The 23,705-nt window shown below is 37.1% G+C and carries 25 protein-coding genes; 17 read left to right on the top strand and 8 right to left on the bottom strand.

Annotated elements, in window-relative coordinates; genetic code table 11:
- The first annotated feature begins 95 nt into the window (after positions 1-95).
- The 4 genes from radC (at position 96) to H592_RS0114790 (ending at position 1,833) form a co-directional block, all read left to right on the top strand.
- Positions 96-773: a RadC family protein gene (gene radC, locus H592_RS0114805; RefSeq protein WP_028869452.1), complete on the top strand. Its 678-nt coding sequence runs from the start codon at positions 96-98 to the stop codon at positions 771-773.
- 135 nt (positions 774-908) lie between these two features.
- Entirely contained in the window at positions 909-1,145 is a 237-nt protein-coding gene (gene rpmB / locus H592_RS0114800; protein ID WP_028869451.1) for a 50S ribosomal protein L28, read from the top strand.
- 11 nt (positions 1,146-1,156) lie between these two features.
- Positions 1,157-1,312, top strand: coding sequence for a 50S ribosomal protein L33 (gene rpmG / locus H592_RS0114795; protein WP_025562982.1), 156 nt, complete (start codon positions 1,157-1,159; stop codon positions 1,310-1,312).
- A gap of 68 nt (positions 1,313-1,380) precedes the next feature.
- Positions 1,381-1,833 (top strand): hypothetical protein, encoded by a 453-nt coding sequence (locus H592_RS0114790; protein WP_028869450.1) that lies wholly within the window; start codon positions 1,381-1,383, stop codon positions 1,831-1,833.
- A 54-nt stretch (positions 1,834-1,887) separates the two neighbouring features.
- Here the strand turns inward: H592_RS0114790 and H592_RS0114785 are convergent, their stop codons facing one another.
- Entirely contained in the window at positions 1,888-2,397 is a 510-nt protein-coding gene (locus H592_RS0114785; RefSeq protein WP_028869449.1) for a hypothetical protein, read from the bottom strand.
- 92 nt (positions 2,398-2,489) lie between these two features.
- Between H592_RS0114785 and mutM the strand changes: the two genes are divergently transcribed.
- Positions 2,490-3,302 carry a bifunctional DNA-formamidopyrimidine glycosylase/DNA-(apurinic or apyrimidinic site) lyase gene (gene mutM / locus H592_RS0114780; protein WP_028869448.1) on the top strand — a complete coding sequence of 271 codons (813 nt, stop codon included), beginning with the start codon at positions 2,490-2,492 and terminating at the stop codon, positions 3,300-3,302.
- A 75-nt stretch (positions 3,303-3,377) separates the two neighbouring features.
- On the opposite strand, the gene ushA is transcribed toward mutM, so the two are convergent.
- The 4 genes from ushA to cyaY all read right to left on the bottom strand — a co-directional run bounded on the left by ushA (position 3,378) and on the right by cyaY (position 6,566).
- Positions 3,378-5,036, bottom strand: a complete 1,659-nt coding sequence (ushA, locus tag H592_RS0114775; protein WP_211235673.1) for a bifunctional UDP-sugar hydrolase/5'-nucleotidase UshA — start codon at positions 5,034-5,036, stop codon at positions 3,378-3,380.
- 390 nt (positions 5,037-5,426) lie between these two features.
- On the bottom strand, positions 5,427-5,900 hold the full coding sequence (coaD, locus tag H592_RS0114770) for a pantetheine-phosphate adenylyltransferase (RefSeq protein WP_028869446.1): 474 nt from the start codon (positions 5,898-5,900) through the stop codon (positions 5,427-5,429).
- A complete protein-coding gene (locus H592_RS0114765) occupies positions 5,900-6,133 on the bottom strand; it encodes a hypothetical protein (RefSeq protein WP_028869445.1) in 234 nt (77 codons plus the stop codon). The genes coaD and H592_RS0114765 overlap by 1 nt, the downstream gene beginning before the upstream one ends.
- A gap of 118 nt (positions 6,134-6,251) precedes the next feature.
- Positions 6,252-6,566, bottom strand: a complete 315-nt coding sequence (gene cyaY, locus H592_RS0114760; RefSeq protein WP_028869444.1) for an iron donor protein CyaY — start codon at positions 6,564-6,566, stop codon at positions 6,252-6,254.
- Positions 6,567-6,637: 71 nt separating this feature from the next.
- Here cyaY and lptM point away from each other — a divergent pair, with 71 nt between their 5' ends.
- From lptM to hslU, 11 genes are all read left to right on the top strand, one after another.
- A complete protein-coding gene (gene lptM, locus H592_RS24015; RefSeq protein ID WP_156916131.1) occupies positions 6,638-6,808 on the top strand; it encodes an LPS translocon maturation chaperone LptM in 171 nt (56 codons plus the stop codon).
- A gap of 61 nt (positions 6,809-6,869) precedes the next feature.
- A complete protein-coding gene (gene lysA, locus H592_RS0114750; protein WP_028869443.1) occupies positions 6,870-8,132 on the top strand; it encodes a diaminopimelate decarboxylase in 1,263 nt (420 codons plus the stop codon).
- A 75-nt stretch (positions 8,133-8,207) separates the two neighbouring features.
- A complete protein-coding gene (dapF, locus tag H592_RS0114745; RefSeq protein WP_028869442.1) occupies positions 8,208-9,035 on the top strand; it encodes a diaminopimelate epimerase in 828 nt (275 codons plus the stop codon).
- Between the two features lie 141 nt (positions 9,036-9,176).
- The gene (gene xerC, locus H592_RS0114740) at positions 9,177-10,076 is read left to right on the top strand and encodes a tyrosine recombinase XerC (protein ID WP_028869441.1); all 900 of its coding nucleotides are present in this window, start codon (positions 9,177-9,179) and stop codon (positions 10,074-10,076) included.
- Between the two features lie 20 nt (positions 10,077-10,096).
- Positions 10,097-10,804 (top strand): HAD-IA family hydrolase, encoded by a 708-nt coding sequence (locus H592_RS0114735; RefSeq protein WP_028869440.1) that lies wholly within the window; start codon positions 10,097-10,099, stop codon positions 10,802-10,804.
- A gap of 162 nt (positions 10,805-10,966) precedes the next feature.
- The gene (gene uvrD / locus H592_RS0114730) at positions 10,967-13,132 is read left to right on the top strand and encodes a DNA helicase II (RefSeq protein WP_028869439.1); all 2,166 of its coding nucleotides are present in this window, start codon (positions 10,967-10,969) and stop codon (positions 13,130-13,132) included.
- A gap of 279 nt (positions 13,133-13,411) precedes the next feature.
- Positions 13,412-13,867 (top strand): hypothetical protein, encoded by a 456-nt coding sequence (locus H592_RS0114725; protein ID WP_028869438.1) that lies wholly within the window; start codon positions 13,412-13,414, stop codon positions 13,865-13,867.
- 138 nt (positions 13,868-14,005) lie between these two features.
- Positions 14,006-15,754, top strand: a complete 1,749-nt coding sequence (gene argS / locus H592_RS0114720) for an arginine--tRNA ligase (protein WP_028869437.1) — start codon at positions 14,006-14,008, stop codon at positions 15,752-15,754.
- 2 nt (positions 15,755-15,756) lie between these two features.
- Positions 15,757-16,278: an SPOR domain-containing protein gene (locus H592_RS0114715; protein ID WP_028869436.1), complete on the top strand. Its 522-nt coding sequence runs from the start codon at positions 15,757-15,759 to the stop codon at positions 16,276-16,278.
- Between the two features lie 137 nt (positions 16,279-16,415).
- Positions 16,416-16,964, top strand: coding sequence for an ATP-dependent protease subunit HslV (gene hslV, locus H592_RS0114710; RefSeq protein WP_028869435.1), 549 nt, complete (start codon positions 16,416-16,418; stop codon positions 16,962-16,964).
- A gap of 8 nt (positions 16,965-16,972) precedes the next feature.
- Positions 16,973-18,319, top strand: coding sequence for an ATP-dependent protease ATPase subunit HslU (gene hslU / locus H592_RS0114705; RefSeq protein ID WP_037071892.1), 1,347 nt, complete (start codon positions 16,973-16,975; stop codon positions 18,317-18,319).
- Positions 18,320-18,478: 159 nt separating this feature from the next.
- Here the strand turns inward: hslU and H592_RS0114700 are convergent, their stop codons facing one another.
- The 3 genes from H592_RS0114700 to H592_RS0114690 form a co-directional block, all read right to left on the bottom strand.
- Positions 18,479-19,012 (bottom strand): MltR family transcriptional regulator, encoded by a 534-nt coding sequence (locus H592_RS0114700; protein ID WP_028869433.1) that lies wholly within the window; start codon positions 19,010-19,012, stop codon positions 18,479-18,481.
- A gap of 51 nt (positions 19,013-19,063) precedes the next feature.
- Complete coding sequence (locus H592_RS0114695) at positions 19,064-20,206, bottom strand: mannitol-1-phosphate 5-dehydrogenase (RefSeq protein WP_028869432.1); 1,143 nt, start codon at positions 20,204-20,206, stop codon at positions 19,064-19,066.
- 75 nt (positions 20,207-20,281) lie between these two features.
- Positions 20,282-22,177, bottom strand: coding sequence for a PTS mannitol transporter subunit IICBA (locus H592_RS0114690; protein WP_028869431.1), 1,896 nt, complete (start codon positions 22,175-22,177; stop codon positions 20,282-20,284).
- A gap of 1,148 nt (positions 22,178-23,325) precedes the next feature.
- On the opposite strand from H592_RS0114690, the gene H592_RS22460 reads away from it, so the two are divergent.
- On the top strand, positions 23,326-23,705 hold a 380-nt coding region (locus H592_RS22460; protein WP_037071889.1), incomplete at its 3' end, for a helix-turn-helix domain-containing protein.

The raw sequence follows: 23,705 nt of genomic DNA, 5'->3' as shown, positions 1-23,705 counted from the left end.
AAAAAATGGGCGTTACAATAGCATAAAAATATTACGCAATATGTGACAACTTCAACTAGATTTAAGGCTCTTATCTTTTATTGAGGTATTCAGATTTGACATCAATAAAACAATGGCCAAAACAAGAGAGGCCGCGTGAAAAATTAATTCAGCAAGGTGCAAATAGTTTAACTGATAGTGAATTATTAGCTATTTTTTTGCGTACTGGTTGCCAAGGAATCGATGTTGTTACTTTATCTCGTCAATTATTAACTGATTTTGGGTCTTTGCGCGCTTTATTTTCTGCCTCTGAAAGCGATTTTTGTGTGCATAAAGGATTAGGACAAGCTAAATATGTACAATTGCAGGCCGTACTAGAAATGTCACGTCGTTATTTACAAGAACCTTTGATGAAAGGAGACCCTTTAACCAGCGCGGCACAAACACAACAATTTTTAAATGCAAAAATGCGAGATTACCCCTATGAAGTCTTCGCTGCATTATTATTAGATAGCCAACATCGTGTTATTCGCTTTCACGAATTTTTCTTTGGAACGATCAATAGTGCCAATGTACATCCACGTATTATCGTGCAAAAAGTATTGCAGGAAAATGCTGCAGCCGTCATTTTAGTCCATAACCATCCTTCAGGTGATCCAACTGCTAGTGAATCAGATAAAAAAATAACTGAAAAACTAGTGAATACACTGCAATTAATTGATGTTAAAATATTGGACCATTTCATCATTGGTGATGGAAAATACACCTCATTTGCGGAAAAAGGGTGGATTTAAAGCATTTATTGTCACAATTGTTGATCTTTTAATCTCAATCATGTATAAAATGCGCCCTCGACGCCTTTGGCGACGGCTAAAAAAGGTGTTCGACTATTTTGCTCGAGTAAAACTAATATTTTTGGAGATTTCGACATGTCTAGAGTATGTCAAGTTACAGGCAAGCGTCCAGCTGTTGGTAACAATGTATCACACGCGAAGAACCGTACACGACGTCGTTTCTTACCTAACCTACAAACACACCGTTTTTGGGTTGAGAGTGAGAACCGTTTTGTTAAATTACGCCTAACTACTAAAGGTATGCGTATCATCGACAAAAAAGGTATTGATTCAGTTTTAACTGATATCCGTGCTAATGGCGTTAAAGTTTAAGGAGCTTACAAATGCGTGATAAAATTCGTTTAAATTCAAGCGCTGGCACTGGTCATTTTTATACTACTGATAAAAATAAAAAGAACATGCCTGAAAAGTTTGAAATCAAAAAGTTTGACCCAGTAGTACGTAAACACGTTATCTACAAAGAAGGCAAAATCAAGTAATTTTGATTTAACCTTAAAAAAACCCAGTTTATACTGGGTTTTTTTATACCTACAAAAAAGGAATTAGCATGCGTTTATCCAAAAAAGGCTGGAATAATGTACTTATTTTTGGTGTTTTGCTGATCATCTTCATCTTTAACTTCAGCCAAGAATTACGTTTATCTTCCAAAACATCGCAGCGTCATGTCATTGCTAATGACTTAACCATTGTAGAAATTGACACTCCTGATTATGTGATAACTCGTGTAGGCCGAAATTGGCAAAGTAAGCCCAATAGAGGCATTTCCAGTGAACAACTGCAGAAGATAGTGAATAACTGGCAAACAGTTCCTCTTGATGTGTTAACGCTCCAAAGCTTACCTACTTCAAGCTTTATTATTAAATTTTTTGTCGCTGAACAGGTACAACCGATTATTGTGCAACTCCACCAGCAGCAAGATGACCAGTATATTTTACAAGTCGATGAACAGCTTTTTCTGTCATTGCCTGCTAAACAGCTAGCACAATTTTTAGGTCAGTAGCCTTCTAGTAAAAAAAATTGACTGTATTTTTAATTAAATTCGAAACTTAATTAATTATGATTTACGGCTTAAATCTCGTGCAAGTATCAGTGATAGACCGATCATTTGTAAAAAAATAGACCAATTTCGTAAACTCGATATAGATTTTTTATATGCACCTTCTCTCTCTTTATAATCTAGATTGGTTAAAAAGCGTTGATCGATCTGCTCTCTTATAAGGTGCTGGTATTGATTGATTTCTTTATTTACAAACTGAAAATCATTTAATTCTATGATGCTAAGTTTACGTTGTAGATGAGCGGAAAAAATAGAAGATAATACAGGTATCAGAGAAGGTTTAATTTCCCCCTGTTGAGTTAACAATAATAAGGTATCTCTTTTTTGTTCAATGGCTTCCATTTGAGACCACAACAATTCAATTTGATTACTGTTTTCAGAAGCACGCATATTAAGTGCGGATAACTTTTCGTTTTTTTCTTCAATAAAAAAATGTGTCACTAATGCGGATGATATATTAAACACCAACCCAATCATTACGATCGCCCAAGTAGGAATATTCTTCATATTATTTCCTTTTAGCATTAACTAATTTTATTAATTGCACTTATTATGCGAATCTAGGGTTTTAATTAATTTTATTTAATAACGAGATCAAAATGCCAGAATTACCAGAGGTAGAAACTAGTCGTCGAGGCATTAGCCCACATATTGTTGATCAAAAAATATGTGGTGTGATACTCCGCCATCATCAATTACGTTGGCCAATTCCTAGTAACTTATTAGCCCTATTAAAAAATAGAGTTTTACTAGCAGTAGACCGACGAGCTAAATATCTATTGCTACGCTTTGAAAATGGCACCTTACTGATCCACCTTGGTATGTCTGGTAGTTTGCGTATTTGCAAATTGGGTGACGAGCCTCAAAAACATGACCATGTTGATTTTGAGTTTCAGCATTGTTTATTGCGCTATACCGATCCCAGACGCTTTGGTGCCATTTTATGGTTAGGCGAAGCACCACAAGAATGTCCCTTATTAAGCATACTAGGTCCAGAACCATTGTCCGAGGAGTTCACGGCAGAAATGCTTTATGAGCAAGCTAAAAATAGAAAAATACCGGTTAAGCAATTTATTATGGAACAAAAAGTGGTGACTGGTGTAGGTAATATTTACGCAACGGAAGCCTTATTTAATGCAAAAATAAGCCCCATTAGAGCGGCCAATAATATTAGTTTAAAGCGTTATCAACGATTAGTTATTGCCATTAAAAAAATATTAGAAGAAGCGATTAAACAAGGTGGAACAACATTAAAAGACTTTGTTGGAGGAGATGGTAAACCAGGCTATTTTCAACAAACGTTACATGTATACGGTAAAACAGGGGAATTATGTCCTAGCTGTGATAAGCCATTAACATCAGTGAAATTAGCAGCCAGAAACAGTGTCTATTGTAGTCACTGCCAACATTAAAAAATAAAGGCTTGTTGCAGCTCCTGTAAATAATTAAGCTATGCAACAAGACCTTTTATTATCTATCTGAATAGATTATTTATAATTAATTTCACCTGCAGCATCATAATCAGAAACGTTTAAAGGTGTATGTGACTCAAGATAATCTTTTAATACCTCAGCATCTACAAATCCAGTATTTACAAAGCCAGCATGATTTGTAATTTTAGGATATCCATCGCCACCAGCTGCATTAAAACTTGGAATGGTGAAGCGATACGTTTGCATTAAATCAATGGCTTTTCCGTGGATTTTCACTTCACTTACAGAGGTCTTACTAACAACCATACTAATGCCATAGAATTGAGCATAGGCGCCTGTATCAACAGGTTTAGTTGCAACTGCATTAAGATATTCTATGACTTCAGCACCTTTCATATCAACGTACGTTAATTGATTTGCAAAAGGTTGTACTTTTAAAACATCTTTATAGGTAACGCTACCCGCTTCGATTGAATCACGCACACCACCAGAATTCATCACACTAAAATCTGCCTTAGCTCTTTCTTTATGTGCTTTAGCAATTAATCGACCAAGGTTGGTTTGTTTAAAACGTACCACATTACGGTCACCTTCAAGTTTGCCATTAATTTCGGCTACTTGGTTATTCAACTCAACCTGACCTTTTTCTTGGTAAGGAGCCAAAAATGCTAAAAGTGCTGGATCTTGTGTGATCTGTGATTGAATCAAAACACGTTTTGATTCGCCATCCACTTTTACTTTTTTCACTAAATTAACAGGAATTAAGCGGTAACTGACTAATGCTAGTTCGCCGTTTTTAAATTTATAATCTGCGCGTCCAACATATTTACCCCACTCATGAGCTTGGACAATGTAGGTACCATTTTGTTTGTCTGGTACACAGTCGTCACCGGGTTTAAATTGACTATTAGCAACATTCACACTCTCCATACAGACAGGCTCTTGTGAGTGCCCACCCACGATCATATCAAGTGCACCTGCTGGTAATGAACGAGCAAGAGTGACATCTCCAGGTGCATTAACACCAAAGCCTGCATCTTGATAATGCCCCATATGCGTGACAGCAAAAATCAAATCGGGTTGTTCATTTTTTTCAAGTTCAACGATAACCTTAGCGGCTTCTATTTTTGGGTCACGAAAGTCAATACCGCTAATGTATTCTGGATTACCAATTTTAGCCGTGTCTTCTGTTGTTAACCCTATAACTGCGATCTTTACTCCTTGTTTAACAAAAACCTGATAAGGCTGGAATAAACGCTGACCTGTTTTTTTATTATAGATATTCGCCGACAGCATTGGGAAGTTTGCCCACTGTCCCTGTTTTTCAAGTACAGATAACGGATTATCAAATTCATGGTTACCTAATGCCATTGCATCATAACCAATCATACTCATGCCTTTAAAATCTGGCTCTGCATCTTGTAAGTCAGACTCTGGTACTCCTGTGTTGATATCACCGCCCGAGAGTAATAAAACACTACCTCCTGCCCCTTCAACTTCTTGACGAATTTGATCAATTAAGGTTTTACGCGCAGCCATACCATACTCGCCATGGCGATTTTGCCAAAAGCGACCATGATGGTCGTTAGTATGTAGTACGGTTAAATCGTAGCTTTTATCGGCTTGCCATTGTTGTTGTGGAGCAGAAGCACATCCCCAAAGAGCAGCACTGAAAAGAGTGGCCAATATGATCGGCTTAACGCTTGTTCTCATAATCATTCCTTTTTTATGTATCAAGTGACTTGGTGTTTACTATCTACTATTGAAGATGGGGTCGACCACCAGCACGATAAGTAATTTTCAGAACCTGATTAAAACAGAAGAGACCTTTGTCATTACAAAGGTCTCTGGTTTAATTTTTATAATACCAATATGCCTGAGTATGCGATCAAATATAGAGCAGAGAAAATGAATCAACTTAAGGCAGAAGTGATGCATTTTTACCAACAATATTAATCAACTAGCGGAATTGGTATAGCTAGAAGCAGTGTATGCAACTATGACAATGCTTAACAGCATTGTCATAGAGAAATGATACAAAAAGAGATAAAAGTCCCAAATGAGCTGATTCTAGTTGGGACTTTTAGAAAAATAACAGCGTTTTTACTGTTGGTCGATAAATGCTTGTTGCACACATGCTGGTGCTAATAAGCTAATATCACCTTGATGTTTAAAGACTTCTTTAACGATGGTTGAAGATATAAAAGCAGTTCGAGCATGCGCAGGTAATAAAATAGTCTCTAATTCAGGATTGAGGGTGTGATTTACTTGCGACAATTGAATTTCATAATCAGCATCAGTCCCACCACGAATACCACGAATTAATGCCTGTGCTTGATGCGTTTTTGCAAACTCCGCCAACAAACCATTGAATGGCACAATCTCGACACCATTAAGGTGTTTAGTGGCTTCGAAAAGCAAATTACAACGGGTTTGTAAATCAAACCAAGGCTTTTTGCTACTATTGATAGCCACCGCAACAATCACCCGATCAGCTAAACAACTCGCACGAGTAATAAGATCAAGGTGGCCATTAGTAACGGGATCAAATGATCCTGGAAAGACAACTGTATTCATTATTTATCCTCTAGAGGTATCGTATATTTTTTTTGCTCATTCTCTTGCTCAACCATCGGCCAATAAAACTCAAACCAAGGTTCTGATTGTTCAGCCCTTAAACTCGCTTTTGGAAATTGAATCGAAAAATGACTGTGCTTAAATGCTTTTAATGAAGTTGTTATTTCAACATCACTGGCGAGCCAAAAGCACACCAAGAAAACAAAAGGGTAACCGAAAAAAAGTTTAAACATATTTAATGACCGCTTTTACTATTTAAAATAGTGATTTAATAATGACTACTTAAATGACAACCTTCGCGTTATGCAATACAAAAAACTAATCAGAAGCGATTCAGATTAGTTTTTGAAGCTATTCAAAAATTATTTTTTCACCTGATTGCTTAGTGATCGCAGCAGATAAGAAGCTTAAAAATTCCGCCCCACTTCGGTCATCAATCCAGAAGCCATCCTTAAAATCATAATGATGCCCATTTTCTAATGTAGCTAACCACACTTGATGCAATGGTTGTTGGCGATTAATAATCAACTTAGTTCTATTCTCAAACTCTAAAGTTAGCAAAGCACCATTTTGGTCATAATCTATATCAGCGCCTGATGCTTCAATGTTATCTTCGATTTTTTGGTACAACATATCCGCTAATTCAAGAAATTCGCTATCCGTCATTTACTTCTCCTTTGCTTTTTACCGATGAAATGCGATTATAGAGGGCTAAAAATATTTAACTAGGAGAAGGTATGAAAAAACTGAATTTATCGTTAATAGCCCTGCTTTTTTCAAGTTTATTGATAGGTTGTGGCATGAAAGGCCCACTTTATAGAGAAGCGCCACCTGCACCTAAAGAACAACCAGTGCAAACCAATGCAACCGAAGCAGAAACAACAGATGCCTTAAATACTTCACAATAAAACATGCATGAAGGCAGTGACAATAACCAATAAACTACAGAATCAACAAAAGGATTTCAAATTGGATCATTTTAATTACCATAGCGATGGCCGTCTATTAGTCGAAGACACTGCAATTGAAGATATCATCAAGAAATCAGGTACGCCTGCGTATGTTTACTCTCGAGCGACTATTGAGCGTCATTGGAAAGCTTTTGATAATGCAGCGGGATCTCATCCTCATTTAATTTGTTACGCAGTTAAAGCAAACTCAAACCTAGGTGTACTTAATCTAATGGCTCGCTTGGGTTCAGGTTTTGATATTGTATCGGTTGGTGAGTTATTGCGTGTTATTCAAGCCGGCGGAGACCCTAAAAAAGTTGTTTTCTCTGGTGTAGGCAAAACTGAAATTGAAATATCGACTGCATTACAAGCAGGGATCCATTGTTTCAATGTTGAATCTATCTCTGAGTTGTACCGTATTAATGAAGTCGCTGGCTGTTTAAACAAGAAAGCCCCTATTTCGATTCGAATTAATCCGAATATTGATGCAGGTACGCACCCTTATATTTCTACGGGATTAAAAGAAAATAAATTTGGTATTGAAATAGAACAAGCATCGACGGTTTATAATATTGCTAATGAATTGCCTTTCTTGGAAGTAAAAGGTGTAGATTGTCACATTGGTTCTCAACTAACTGAAATTGAACCATTCTTAGAAGCATTAGATAAACTACTTATCTTAATTGATAGCCTAGCAACACAGGGTATTACAATCGAACACTTGGATTTAGGGGGCGGCTTAGGCGTTCCATATAATGGCGAAACACCGCCACAGCCAGCACAATACATGCACGCTATTATTGAGCGTATGAACGGCCGTAAACTAAAACTTATTTTCGAACCAGGCCGTGCAATCATGGCCAATGCTGGTATTTTAGTGACTAAAGTTGAGTTCTTAAAATTAAACGACCATAAGAACTTTGCGATTGTTGATGCTGCTATGAATGATTTAATTCGTCCTGCATTATACAGTGCGTGGCAAAATATCATTCCGCTTAATAATAAATTAAACGATCCTGAAACACGTCCAAGTCGAGTTTACGATGTTGTTGGTCCGATCTGTGAAACCGGTGACTTTTTAGGTAAAGATCGTTCACTAACCATTGCAGAAGGCGATCATTTAGTGATCCGTAGTGCAGGCGCTTACGGTGCAACCATGAGTTCAAATTACAACTCTCGTTGCCGCCCAGCAGAAATAATGGTTGATGGTGATAAAGCCTTTGTTGTCCGCCAGCGTGAAAAACACATTGAGCTATGGCGCGGTGAGCATGTTTTACCTTAGTTATAACTTATGCGCTATCTCAGGGAGTCTTAACTCCCTATTTTAATAGGTTTTATTGGTAAAAGTAGAGCGAAGATGAATATTGAATTTTCTAAAATGCACGGCTTGGGTAATGACTTTATGGTTATTAACAATGTCACGCAAAATGTCTTTTTATCTAAAGAGACGATCTGCAAATTAGCAGATCGTAACTTTGGCATAGGCTTCGACCAATTATTAATGGTTGAACCTCCCTATGATCCAGACTTAGACTTTCATTACCGCATCTTTAATGCTGATGGTAGTGAAGTAGAACAATGTGGTAATGGTGCTCGTTGTTTTGCGCGTTTTGTTAAATTAAAAGGATTAACCCACAAACGGGTGATTAACGTCAGTACTGCAAAGGGTAAAATTCAGCTAAAAATAGAACAAGATGGCAATATTATTGTGGACATGGGCAAGCCTATTTTAGAGCCAGCAAAAGTTCCTTTTGAAGCACAGAAAGAAGAAAAAACATATATTCTACGTGTTGAAGACCACACAGTGCTATGTGGCGTGGTTTCAATGGGTAACCCACACTGCGTTGTACTTGTTGATGATATAAAGACAGCTCCAGTTGAAACATTGGGCCCTTTACTAGAAGTACATGAACGCTTTCCAAACAAAGTGAATGTTGGTTTTTTACAAATAATAGACCGTGATTTTGCAAAGCTACGCGTATGGGAGCGTGGCGTAGGTGAAACCTTAGCTTGTGGCACCGGCGCTTGTGCGGCAGCTGTGGTTGGTCAATTACAAGGTAAATTAGATACACATTGTCGTATTGAATTACCCGGTGGTGATCTCCGATTTTTTTGGCAGCCAGGACAAAGTGTGCGCATGAGTGGTCCCGCTGAGTTTGTGTTTGATGGGCAAATTCAAATATAAACAGATTCTGTTATTATTTTATAACGCACCATCGATAACATTTACTCTAATGATGTAATGCTAAAACAACGATATTAAAAAGTGCACGGTTAATTCATTTGAGAATTGGCTTATGCACTTTTTTATTATCTAGGATTGACCATGAGCTCCTTATTGCCAGATACACAACGCTATTTATTACATATTGCTAGCCAACGTGGCTTAAGCCATGTCACTATCAATAACTACCAACGCCATCTTAATGAGTTTATTGCATTATTAAAGCTTCAAAATATACAAACATGGCAACAGCTTGATACACACCAAGTACGCTTATTAGCTAAACAGTTACATCAAAATGGTATTAAAGCACGCTCCATTGCCACCAAACTTTCTGCATTACGCTCTTTTCTAGAATACCTAGTTAAGAACGATCAACTCACCTTTAATCCCGCTAAAGGTGTTGCAGCCCCAAAATTAGATAAGCCGCTACCTAAAAACATCAGTGTCGACGATATGGATCAGCTATTAGATATTGATGGCGATGATCCACTTACCATTCGAGATCATTGTATGATGGAACTCATGTATTCTTCTGGGTTAAGGTTAAGTGAGTTAGTGGGTATTAACTTAAAAGATATAAAGTTATCGGAAAAAGAGATAATGGTCACCGGTAAAGGCAGTAAACAGCGCTTATTACCTATCACTAAAAGTGCCGTTAGCACCATTAGACTATGGTTAAAGATCAGACCTGAATTTGCGGAAGCCGGTGAAACAGCACTATTTTTATCTAAACAAAAAAGACGAATTTCAGCGCGTAGTGTGCAAATGCGGATGGAAAAATGGGGACTACAGCAGGCATTACCAAGCCACGTTAATCCTCACAAATTGCGCCATTCATTTGCAACGCACATGTTGGAATCCAGTGGTAATCTACGAGCAGTACAAACCTTATTAGGCCATGCTGACCTAGCCACTACACAAATTTATACGCATTTAGATTTTCAACATTTAGCAGAAGTGTATGACAAAGCACACCCTCGCGCTAAGCGTAAAAAATAATATTATTAACAGGGATAAAAATGAAATTTTATAGACCCCTTCGCCCTTTCAAAGCAATTAGCTTTGATTTGGATGATACCTTATATGACAACCATCCGATCATCATAAAGGCGGAAGCGGACTTCCTTGTCTATTTGCGTACAACCTATCAGCAATTAGCAGAGTTAGATGCCCGTAAATGGGGGTTATATAGAGATTTACTGGTAAAAGAAAATCCGGCATTACAACATGATGTATCGCTATGGCGTAAAGAAGTAATTCAACGCATCATGGTGGTTTATGGTATTGCAATGGTTAATGCGATTAAGTATGCCGATAGTGCATTACAGGTATTTCTGCAATTACGCAGTGATTTCACGGTGCCCGAAAAAAGTATTAAATTATTACAACAACTTGCATTGCATTACCCTGTCATCGCATTAACCAATGGTAACGTGAATGTGGAACAGATCGGTCTCCATGATAAATTTAAATTTGTGATAAAAGCGGGCAATGGATTACGCAGCAAACCACATTTAGATATGTTTCAACAAGCAGCATCAAAGTTAGATATCAAGGTAGAGGACATATTACACGTGGGTGATCACTTGATCTCAGACGTATATGGGGCACAAAATAATAAAGCACAAGCAGTTTGGTTTAACCCTAACCATACAAAACTTGATCGTGCCAAGTTACTACCGACTTTGGAAATGACCGACCTACAAGACTTATTAACTATTTTATAGCCCGCTATTTATCGTTCAGGTTAATAGCTCAGCGACTATCAATAATCATTACCACGGTATTTCAGCAGAGGTTCTTTGGCATATACTAAAACATAGAATATTCACATTTATGCGATGTTTCGGTATAGTTCCTTTCTACTGAATAAATAAACAGGCATTTTTATGGACGTATCTTACCTTATCGATGATTTAAATGATCATCAACGCGCTGCCGTATCAGCACCAGAACAGAATATGCTGGTATTAGCCGGCGCCGGTAGTGGTAAAACACGTGTTTTAACCCATAGAATCGCATGGCTTATGCAAGTTAATCAAATACCTACCTACGGTATTTTAGCGGTTACCTTTACCAACAAAGCAGCAAAAGAGATGCGTGGACGTATTGCTGACATTTGCCCACAGCAAATTGGCAGTATGTGGATTGGTACTTTCCATGGTATTGCCCATCGTTTATTGCGCTTGCATCATCAAGAAGCTAACTTACCAGAGCAGTTTCAGATCATTGATAGTGATGACCAACAAAAAATGGTTAAACGTATTATCAAAAGCTTAGGGTTAGATGAAAAATACTACCCACCAAAAGAGCTGCAGTGGTATATCAACGATAAAAAAGACGAAGGGTTACGTGCTAAACATATCGACCCAGGTTTTGGCGTACAAGATAAGCATCGCTTGCAAGTCTATCAAGCCTATGAAGCCGCTTGCCAATTAGCTGGATTAGTGGACTTTGCAGAATTATTATTGCGAGCGCATGAGTTATTATTAAATAACGCCGCACTATTGCTTCATTATCAACAGCGTTTTCAACATGTTTTAGTTGACGAGTTTCAAGATACGAACAAATTACAATACGCTTGGTTAACACTATTAACTGATAACAATAATTACCTAACCATTGTTGGTGATGATGATCAGTCCATCTACGGTTGGCGCGGCGCAGATATTGAAAATATTCAACGTTTTTTAAAAGAGAAAACGTCACCCGTTACTATTCGTTTAGAGCAAAATTATCGATCTACAGGCAATATCCTAAAAGCCTCAAATCAATTAATTCAAAATAACAGCGATCGTTTAGGAAAAGTTCTGTGGACTGACGGGGATGATGGCGAGCCAATATCCATCTATAGTGCCTTCAATGATTATGATGAAGTGCGTTACGTCACCAGCCAGTTGCAAACATGGGAAAAGGCAGGTAACAAACTCAGCGAATGTGCCATTTTATACCGCAGCAATGCTCAATCGCGTTTATTTGAAGAACAATTAATGGCACAGCAAATTCCTTACCATATCTATGGCGGGCAACGTTTCTTCGACCGCTTGGAAATTAAAGACAGCATCGCCTATTTACGATTAATGAATAACCATCAAGACGACGCAGCATTCGAACGAATTGTTAATAAGCCTAAACGAAAAATAGGTAATACTAGCTTAGATAAAATAAGAATTTGTGCCCGTGAGCAAGGTTATACACTATGGCAAGCTAGCCAATACTTAATTGAAAACAAACAATTAAGTCCTGCTGCTAAGGCGTCATTAGGTGGTTTCTTAACTTTAATTAACCGCTTTAAAAATGAAACCTCAGAATTACCTTTATTCCAAATGGTGGATCACATCAATAAACACTCAGGTTTAGAGGCGATGTATGAAGCTGAAAAAGGAGAGAAATCCCGTAGCCGAATCGAGAACTTACAAGAATTAGTCTCAGCGACTAAAGGATTTGTTATTCCAGAAGAAGAGCAAGAGATGGAAGAGTTGACTGCCTTTTTAGCTTACGCAGCTTTAGAATCAGGTGATAATCAAGCCGATGAGTTTGAAGATGCAGTTCAATTAATGACTATGCATGCAGCTAAAGGGTTAGAGTTTCCGCAGGTATTTATTGTTGGAGTAGAAGAAGGCATGTTCCCTGGGCAGCAATCAGCTACCGATGAAACACGAATGGCCGAAGAACGCCGCTTATGTTATGTAGGCTTAACACGAGCAATGACGAAATTAACACTTTGTCATGCAGAAAGCCGCCGTTTGTATGGACAAGAAAAATTTCATGCACCGTCGCGTTTTATTAGTGAGCTTCCAGAAGAAAATATCGAATATATTCGTTTAAAAACTCAAGTTCGTAGAGCGCAACCGGTTATACAGAAGCCCAAGCTAGCCATTACTCAAGATATTCAGGGATTCAAACTAGGACAACAAGTGATGCACCCCAAGTTTGGAGAAGGGACGATTACAGCGCAAGAAGGTAGTGGTGAAAATAGTCGTTTACAAGTCCACTTTATGGGTGTGGGTAGTAAATGGTTGATGACAACCTATGCTCGTTTAGAGGTCATATAATCAACGCTAGTATCCAAATTTTTGGCTAAATAATGCGTCTTGCTTGATAACGGGCATGAATGTCTCGATTTTACTATGTAGCGCGAGTATAACGCTTATCTACATTGACGTTTTTATCTAACGTAATCAACAAAGCTGAAGCAAGATCAAAACTGTGATTATGATTCAATAAACAAGCAGTTTTGATCTTTATAACATGCTAAAAAATAAAAACTAATTACACTGGTTTAGTGCCTATTTTTAATAGTTACGCTAAGCACATAATACAGGGAGTGAATTATGCGTTCTAAACTAATCAAAGACTTTTTAGTTTATATTGAAGACTGCCATAAAGCCTTAGCCGATCTTTATCAGCGATTGGGTGTAGAAGCCTGCGATCGAAAAACGAAATTATTATTAGAATACATGAAAAACAGAGAGCAGATCTCTCACCTAAATTTACATCAATATATTAAACTCGCTCCCGTTAGTTTATTAGACACCCTGCTAGATAACTTCTTCGACCAAAGCTTTCCACAACGCTGTAAAGACCTTGAACTGAAAACAGATTTAGAGCTAGAAGACATAGTGACCTTAGCAATTCAATTAGATATGCAATTAATTGAAGCAATGAAAGCGGTTGCTAATAACAGCCCAACTTTAGAAGCAGAAACAGCTATCGGACAATTAACCAGTAAAGAAGAAGAAATGTTGTATCAAGTTGTCATCGCCAGTCATGAATTTGAGTACTTATAGCTTCATCTGCCGCTAATATTAAAAGTCTTCCTCATATTGGACTTTTAAGGCTTGTTATTAACTTCCTCGCTAGTCTTCACCAACGATAAACGGTAGAATCTGACTACTTTATTTGTCGAATCAATTGGTGAGTTACCCATGAAAGCATTAATCCAAACCCTACTTGAACAAGCAGTTGCTTCTTTACAGACACAACAAATTTTACCTGCCGATGTTCAACCCCGTATAACCATTGATCGCACCAAAGACAAATCACATGGCGACTTTGCTAATAACTTAGCATTAATGCTAGCAAAACCAGCAAAACAGAACCCGCGCGCACTTGCCGAGCTAATTGTAAAAAACTTACCGGCTTCAGAGTTAGTGATTAAAACAGAAATTGCAGGGCCTGGTTTTATTAACTTTTTCATCAACCCACATTACATCGAAAAACAAATCGATAGTGCTTTTGCTAATGAGCGTTTAAATGTTGAATTAACGAAGACACCGCAAACGGTAGTTATCGACTACTCATCACCTAACCTTGCCAAAGAAATGCACGTAGGTCATTTACGTTCAACAATTATCGGTGACTCAGTAACCCGTACACTAGAGTTTCAAGGACACAATGTTGTCCGTCAAAACCATGTTGGTGATTGGGGAACTCAATTCGGTATGCTATTAGCATATATGGAAGAGTTACGTGCAAGAGGCGAAGAAATTAATAAAAACCTTGCTAACCTAGAAGTATTCTATCGTGCAGCAAAAGGCCGTTTTGATGAATCAGAAGACTTTGCTAACCGTGCTCGTGATTTAGTGGTTGCATTACAAAGTGGCGATAGCGAATGCTTAGCATTATGGAAAGAATTTAAAGATATTAGTATTGCACATTGCCAAGAAGCATATGACCGTTTAGGTGTCAGCTTAACGTTAGATGATGTCCACGGTGAAAGTGCTTACGATAAAGACCTAAGCGTTGTAGTAAGTGACTTAGAAAAAAAAGGCCTATTACAAGAAAGCCAAGGTGCTAAATGTGTTTTCTTAGATGACTTCAAAAATAAAGAAGGTGAGCCACTTCCAGTTATTATTAAGAAAAAAGATGGCGGCTTTTTATATGCTACTTCTGATTTAGCAGCGATTCGTTACCGTCAATCAGTATTAAATGCAGATCGTGTTTTATACTTTGTAGATGCACGCCAAGGATTACATTTCCAACAAGTATTTGAAGTAGCACGCTTAGCAGATTTTGTTAAAGCAGGCACGACACTTGAACATATGCCATTTGGTACTGTCATGGGTGAAGATGGCAAACCCTTTAAAACACGTGCAGGTTCAACGCCTAAATTAGCTGATTTACTAACAGAAGCAGAACAACGAGCTTATCAATTAGTAAAAGAAAAGAATCAGGATATGGCAGAAGATGAATTACGCCATATAGCATCAGTTGTTGGTATCTCTTCTGTGAAATATGCGGATTTATCAAAAAATCGTACCAGTGATTATACCTTTAGCTTTGACAGCATGTTAAGTTTTGAAGGCAATACAGCTCCTTATTTATTATATGCTTACACTCGTGTTGCAAGTATTTTTAATAAAGCGGGGATCGAATTAAATAGCATTACAGCAAACGTTTCTTTTACTGAGGAAAAAGAGATCGACTTAGCGAATAAGCTGATGCAGTTTAATGAAATTATTGACCAAGTGGGTCAGCAAGGCATGCCACACTTCTTATGTGCTTACCTGTTTGAGTTAGCCGGTTTATTCTCAAGCTTTTACGAAGCTTGCCCAATATTAATTGCTGAGAATGAAACACAAAAACAAAGCCGTTTAAAACTGGCTGCTTTAACGGCTAAAACGCTGCAACAAGGGTTAGCGCTGTTGGGCATTAACACACTGGAACGTATGTAATAATGGCCAAAGTAACACGCAGAAAACCCGCTAAACGGGGAGCTAATAAAAGAAATAACAAACGGAAGCCTAATCCACAAGGGTTTCCGTATATTGCTTGCTTTTTTGCACTCGTGTTAATTACTTTTATTGGCTATTTTGTTTTTGCTGTTGATAAACCGACTGCTCAAGTAAAACCTAAAAAAGCAACGGTCAAAAATGAAGAAGTTCTGCCTGAAAAACCTCAACCGCAGTGGGATTACGTTGATATATTAAAAACCAAAGAGGTTAAAGTAGAGATCCCTGAACAACAAAAATCAACTCAACCTTATCAAATGCAGTGTGGTTCGTTTAGACAACAAGGGGATGCAGAATCTTTAAAAGCTAAAATAGCCTTCCAAGGATTAGAAAGCCAAGTTAAAAAAACGGGTAATTGGTATCGTGTGATATTAGGTCCTTACGAACGTAAGCGTTTAGCTGAAAAACAACGTCATAAACTACAACGAGCCAAAATCAACGGCTGTCTGATATGGTTCTGGCGTTAATCATTTAATAGGAGAACTTAGGTTCTCCTTTTCTTTATCTATTTCCCCTTGAATTCAATAAAAACCACCCCATTTTATATTTATCAGCCAATATATTTGGCCATTCATTTAGTTAATAAACAACAAAAGGGTTCAATATGACGACTATTGTTTCTGTACGACGCGGTAATCAAGTGGTTATCGGTGGTGATGGTCAGGTATCACTCGGCAACACCGTAATGAAAGGCAATGCACGCAAAGTACACCGTTTATACAATGATCAAGTCATTGCAGGTTTTGCTGGCGGTACGGCGGATGCTTTTACTCTTTTAGAACGTTTTGAAGCCAAGCTACAAGCCCATCAAGGTAACCTTGAGCGTGCCGCAGTGGAATTAGCCAAAGATTGGCGTACGGACCGCATGTTAAGAAAACTAGAAGCTTTATTAGCGGTTGCCGATAAAAAGCATTCATACATTATTACTGGTAATGGTGATGTAGTTAGACCTGAAAATGACTTAATTGCAATTGGTTCAGGTGGTAATTTCGCACAATCTGCAGCAATGGCTTTATTAGAGAATACTGACTTATCCGCACAAGAAATAGTTGAAAAAGCCTTAACTATTGCAGGCAATATATGTGTATTTACTAACACTAACCAAACGATTGAATGTATCGACATTGATGCTGAAGAAGCAACAAAAAAATAGGAATACACATGACTAATAATATGACTCCACAACAAATAGCACATGAATTAGATCGCCACATCATTGGCCAAAGCAAAGCTAAACGTGCTGTTGCTATCGCATTACGTAATCGTTGGCGTCGAATGCAATTAAATGAAGATATTCGCCAAGAAGTAACCCCTAAAAATATTTTAATGATCGGTCCTACAGGTGTCGGTAAAACTGAGATTGCACGCCGTTTAGCAAAATTAGCGAATGCACCTTTCATTAAAGTTGAAGCAACCAAGTTTACTGAAGTAGGTTATGTCGGTAAAGAAGTTGAAAGTATTGTTAAAGATTTAGTTGAAGCTGCAATTAAAATAACCAAAGAACAAGAATTAGCAAAAGTAACCGCAAAAGCAGAAGATTTAGCTGAAGAACGTATTTTAGATATTCTTATTCCACCTGCTAAAACAGCAACAGAATGGGATGTAAATAAATCAGATGTAATTGAAGAAGGTCCTGCTAGACAATCTTTCCGTAAAAAATTACGTGAAGGTAAACTGGATGATAAAGAAGTTGAGATTGATGTGCCTGCACCACAATTTGGTGTAGAAATAATGGCTCCTCCTGGTATGGAGGAGATGACAAATCAACTGCAAGGCATGTTCCAAAACCTAGGTAATAAGAGCGAGTCTAAAAAACGTAAAATGAAAATTAAGGACGCATTAAAAGCATTAGTAGAAAACGAAGCGTCAAAACTGATTAACCAAGAAGACTTAAAAGAAAAAGCAATTTTCGCTGCAGAAAACAATGGCATCATCTTTATAGATGAAATTGATAAAATATGTAAACGTGGTGAGTCATCTGGTCCTGATGTTTCACGCGAAGGCGTACAGCGTGATCTGCTTCCTTTAATTGAAGGCTCAACAGTACAAACTAAACATGGCATGGTGAAAACAGACCATATGCTATTTATCGCTTCAGGTGCTTTCCAAGTAGCAAAACCGTCTGATTTAATTCCTGAATTACAGGGGCGTTTACCTATTCGTGTTGAATTAGAAGCTTTACGTGAAGAAGATTTAGCACGTATTTTAACTGAACCGAAAGCGTCTTTAAGCGAACAATATCAAGCTTTATTGGCGACTGAAGGAGTGACTATTACTTTCACTCAATGCGGTATCAATAAAATAGCGAAGTCAGCATGGCATGTTAATGAAACGACTGAAAACATCGGAGCACGACGCTTACATACCATGATGGAACACATTATGGATGAGCTATCTTATGAAGCCACTGAACGTTCAGGTGAATCTATTACTATTGATGAAGCCTATGTTGCTAGTATGCTAGATGAAGTCGTTCAAGATGAAGATTTAACTCGTTATATATTATAAAGTAAGCATTCATTATATATAAATAAAAAGGCTCTGATACCTATCGGTATCAGAGCCTTTTTTATTTCATAAACTAGCCAATGCTAATAGTATTTAATCAACAATTATCTATTTTTCGCGAGTTTAAAGTCGTATAACGACCCTTTTATGATTAAAGTATTAAAAAGGACTTTCTTTATTTAACGTTTCGCAGAGAGAAATAATTTCAAGCGCTAAAGATGATTTGATCACTTGTTGCTGTCTATCTAGTTGCATTTTATAAAAAGTTAAATCGATATCATCTTGCGCGATAGCCACTAATTCAAAAATACTCATATTCATATTTTTAGCTAAATGGAGAGATTTAATCTCATTAGCAATTAACTGATCAGTAAAGTGGTATTCGGCACTATCGTTACTGAGTAAATTTTTTAATTTTATAATGCTTTCTATATCTTGATAAATAGCATGAGGTATCACCCCTAATCCAAATAATAGCTTTAAACGAACAGACAACTCACCTAAAGGCCCTGAATTATGTAGTAGTGGGCCTACAACAGATTGAACAGCAAAATCATTTTTCAGAAAAATACGTTCAATTAATCCTTGAATAAGTTGTTCAAATATATCCACAGTAGAGATAAAAAAACCACGAGCTGTCAGGCTCGTATTTAGACATTCTAGTATTTCAGTTTCTTGCAGTTGTTTTGACATAAGCTCAGCTAGGTTAGGTTGTACGAGATAGCTCTCGTACAACTATTTTTTTTAAGCCATCGCTAGGTATAGCTGTTCTATTTTGATCGCTTCATTACCGTCTGCTGGTAAACCAGTGTATTTAGACAGTGTTGCAATAAAGCCAATCTCTTCTAATGATGATTGTAATTCAATTGCTTGTGGGTCATCGCTATTTTTATATTTAAATGCAGCAGCAATACCTTTTAATAACATATCATTAGCAGTAGCGTATTCAATAGTGCCTAATAGAGGTTTAACTAAACGGTCATTCTCACCTAACTTACGGATAGGTTGACGGCCTACACGGTCAATTTCATCATGTAGATAAGGGTTTGCAAAGCGACCGATAATTTTCTCAATGTAAGCATTGTGTGCATCACGCTCAAAACCATAACGGTTAATCAATACTTCACCACTTTCTTGCATTGCTTGTTTTACCTGAGAACAAATAGCATCATCATCAATAGCATCTTTAACTGTTTCATGACCTGCTAATGCACCTAAATAAGCAGTCATGATATGACCTGTATTTAAGGTAAATAGTTTACGTTCGATGAAAGCCATTAAGTTATCAGTTTTCTGCATGCCTTCAATAACAGGTATTTCACCTCTAAATTGTTGCTCATCAACAATCCACTCACTGAAGCTTTCCACTGTCACTTCAAGAGGATCATCAGATTCAGAAGGAGGTACAATACGGTCTACGGCAGAATCAACAAAACCAACTAGGCGCTCTGCTTGCTCATGGTATTTTTCATCTAAATGTTTATACACTTCTGTTTTAAGGAAAGTCGTACCTCGGATCATGTTTTCACATGCGATGATATTAAGGAATTGCTCGTTTTTTGCATCAAAACGTACTGCTAAGCCTTGTGCAATTTTGTTAGCGATAATAACTAATACATTAGGGCCAACGGCTGTAGTGATTAAATCTGTTTCACTGATAAGAGCAACTAACTCTTCGCTTGTTGAATTAATTGCATTAACACCAGAAACAACTTCTGTTTTACATTCTGCACCAACTACTTTTACATTGTAAGTATTCAGTGTATTTAGCAAATTAATAACTTTTTCATCGACATCAGCAAAAGTAACTTTTATGCCAGCATCTGCTAATAATTTACCAATAAAGCCACGGCCAATATTACCCGCGCCAAAATGAATTGATTTCATTGTTTTTTCCTTATGAAAGTAATCTAAAACGAAAAACGCTGGTAAAAACCAGCGTTTTAATTAAGTCTGATTTGACTAACTTAATATACTTAATACTTTTTGAACATCTTTACTATTGATCAATGTTTCGATAGCTTCTGGGTCATCAAGAGCATTAGTTATAGTTGTGATTACGCTAATATGTTCATCATTCTTAGCAGCAATACCAATAACTAGTTTAGCGATATCATCTGCTTCATCACCAAACAGTATACCGTCTGAATATTGACATACGACAATACCCGTTTTAATAACACTTTCTTTTGCTTCAATCGTACCGTGTGGTACTGCAATTGATTCACCAAGATACGTTGTTACTAGTTTTTCACGCTCAAACATACCTTCAATGTAAGCTGGTTCTGCATAACCTAATTTTACAAGTTGCTCACCTGCAAATTGTATTGCTTGTTGTTTGTTTTCAGCTTTCAAACCTAAATAAATATTCTTTTCAGTTAATTCAAATACAGGTTTTGCAGTAGGTTCTTCAACAACTGCAGCAGGTTGACTGCTTGGTGCAGGCGTTCCTGATGCTGCGATTATTTCAGCTACTAATCCATCATAAAGAGTACTGTCTAAGAAGTTAGTTAGAGATAAATGCTTAGCTTGAGCTGCATGCTTAATTGCACGAGGCGTTAAATCTTTATGCGTAATAACAATATCAACATCACCAGGAAGGTTGTTAATTGCACAGTTAGTAACACTAATATTTAATCCCGCAGATTTAACTTTTTTGGCTAATAAACTTGCACCCATTGCACTAGAACCCATACCAGCATCACAAGCAACAATGATTTTATTCACGTTAGCCATATCTACATTTGCACTACCTTGAGCCGCTGCTGCAGGTGCATTTTTAAGATTTTTCATTTGGTTAGAAGCTTCAGCTAGTTTATCGCCTTCATCTTCACCTAAATCTTTTTGCGTTTTCATTAATAAAGAAGCAACAAGGAAAGATACAGAAGCAGATAAAACAACAGATAAGATAACACCAATTAATGACGCTTTAGGTGTTAGCAATAATACAGCGAAGATAGAACCAGGTGATGCAGGAGAAAGAAGACCAGCATTAAATAATGTTAACGTGAATACACCAGTCATACCACCTGCAATAACAGCAAGGATTAAACGAGGGTTCATTAACACATATGGGAAGTAAATTTCATGGATACCACCAAAGAAGTGGATTATTGAAGCACCACTAGCAGTTTGTTTAGCAGTACCTTTACCAAATACCATGTATGCAAGTAATAAACCTAAACCAGGACCAGGGTTTGCTTCAATTAAGAAGAAAATAGATTGACCTAATTCAGTAGATTGTTGAATACCTAATGGCGAGAAGATACCGTGGTTGATTGCATTATTTAAGAATAATATTTTAGCTGGTTCAACAAAAATAGAAGTAAGAGGTAATAAACCTGCTTGAACCAAGAAGTTTACACCGGCAGCAAGACCTTCAGAAAGAACGAAAACAGCTGGACCGATTAAGTAGTAAGAAATAATAGCTAATATCATCCCGATAATACCAGATGAGAAGTTATTCACTAACATTTCAAAACCGCTCTTAATTTTACCATGAACAGCTTTATCAAATTTACTGATTGCCCAGCCACCTAAAGGACCAACAATCATTGCACCGAGGAACATTGGAATTTCAGTACCTACGATAACACCCATTGTAGTAATCGCACCAACTACAGCACCACGATCACCACCAACTAATTTACCACCGGTGTAACCGATTAATAAAGGAAGCAGAAATTTAATCATTGGGCCAACTAAAGCAGCTAGACCTTCATTAGGGAACCAACCCGTTGGGATAAATAGTGCTGTAATAAAACCCCAGGCAATAAATGCCCCAATATTTGGCATAACCATGTTTGATAGGAACCTACCAAAGTTTTGTACTCTGATTTTACTCTCGGATGATATCATGTCATTTCCCCGTTCAATTTTATTATAAGTAATGTTAAGTAACAGTTAATTAAAAACCGTTATATTCCGTTTGATACAATTAATTTAGCACATTCACAAAAATATAAAACATAGCCTCATTTCATGTGAAGATGATCACTAAAAAGAAACCAAAATGACTACTTTTGATACATGAGTCACTTTAATAAGATGTACTATTGCTACAAATCAAATACAAAGGTGTCAATGAGCTGAATTTAGTGATTTAAATCACATTTGTTATGATGCGCAAAATACCACAAACGAGATCTATGTCTCGTAAAATCGTATTTAAAATGCAATTACAATTAATTAGAGTGACGTAGATCTCTTTATTAATGCTAATAATTATACAGTGTAATTTAATTACATAATTTAAAATTCCAATATCAGCATCCTAAGCACTGTATTTATGATCAAAAAACACACAAACAGTATGATGTTTGCACAAAAAATGATCGCGTAAAAAACAAAAATATCCCTTCCTCTTATAGGGTATATAGCCCAAAAAACACCTTCTGTGCTGTGCATAGCAATCGGGTAAATCAATATATAATTCGTGATGCCATGCAAAATAAATGATAACTATTAAAGCCATGAACGAAATGAACATCTGTCGACTTAATTCGAGCTTTACACAGTGCTTGAATATCTGCTAATCAGTTCTATAAAAATTAGCGCGTACAGGCGTTTGTGAAACTATGCAGATACGCCAAAAGACTATTACTAAAAACAAAAATTTTTAGTAATAGTTAGATGGTGGGTTATATAAAGACTTGGCATTAATAATATGAATGCAATGCAATGCAAATAGGTGCGACTTTTATCCTCTATAAAAGAATTTCATCATCAACTAAGTACTAAAAATGGTCACTAGATGGTTACTACTGTTTATATCGAGGTCAAAAATTCATTGCCACCAAAAGTCTAAAACAAAAAAACAGTGAGTAAGTTAATAAGGATTATTCTGATACTATGTGGCTTACGAAGGATCAACATTACTCATAATCCATAGCTGCCGCGATACTACCATGGCCCGCAGTGTTCCTTTGATCACGACCCAATACTCTCGTATAATACAATTTCCGATAAATATGTGATCTAATTAAGGTTCTTACAAAGGAGTTAGTATGAGTCACAATTTTACTGAATTAATTAATGCGACAACCAATGCGAGACAACGATTAAAATTACTCGCAGTCTCGCATTTCTTAGAGGGGAAAAGTAGAACTGATATTGCGGCTTTTTTAAAGGTAAGCCGTAGAAGTGTCAACAATTGGATTAAAGCATACCTTCATTCTGGGTTAACAGGTTTGGAAGTAAAGCCTCGCAGTGGGAGACCTCATCGACTCACGCCAGAGCAGCTTGCTAACATAAAGCAATATGTGATTGATAATGCTATCAAATCAAAAGGTGGCCGTTTACAGGGAAAGGATATACAAGAATATATTCAAACAACGTTTGGGGTTACCTATCAAAAAACCAACATTTATCATTTACTACACAAATT

Origin of the sequence: Psychromonas arctica DSM 14288, assembly GCF_000482725.1 — a bacterium.
GTDB classification, from domain to species: domain Bacteria; phylum Pseudomonadota; class Gammaproteobacteria; order Enterobacterales; family Psychromonadaceae; genus Psychromonas; species Psychromonas arctica.
This window is presented reverse-complemented; position numbering and strand designations above follow the sequence as displayed.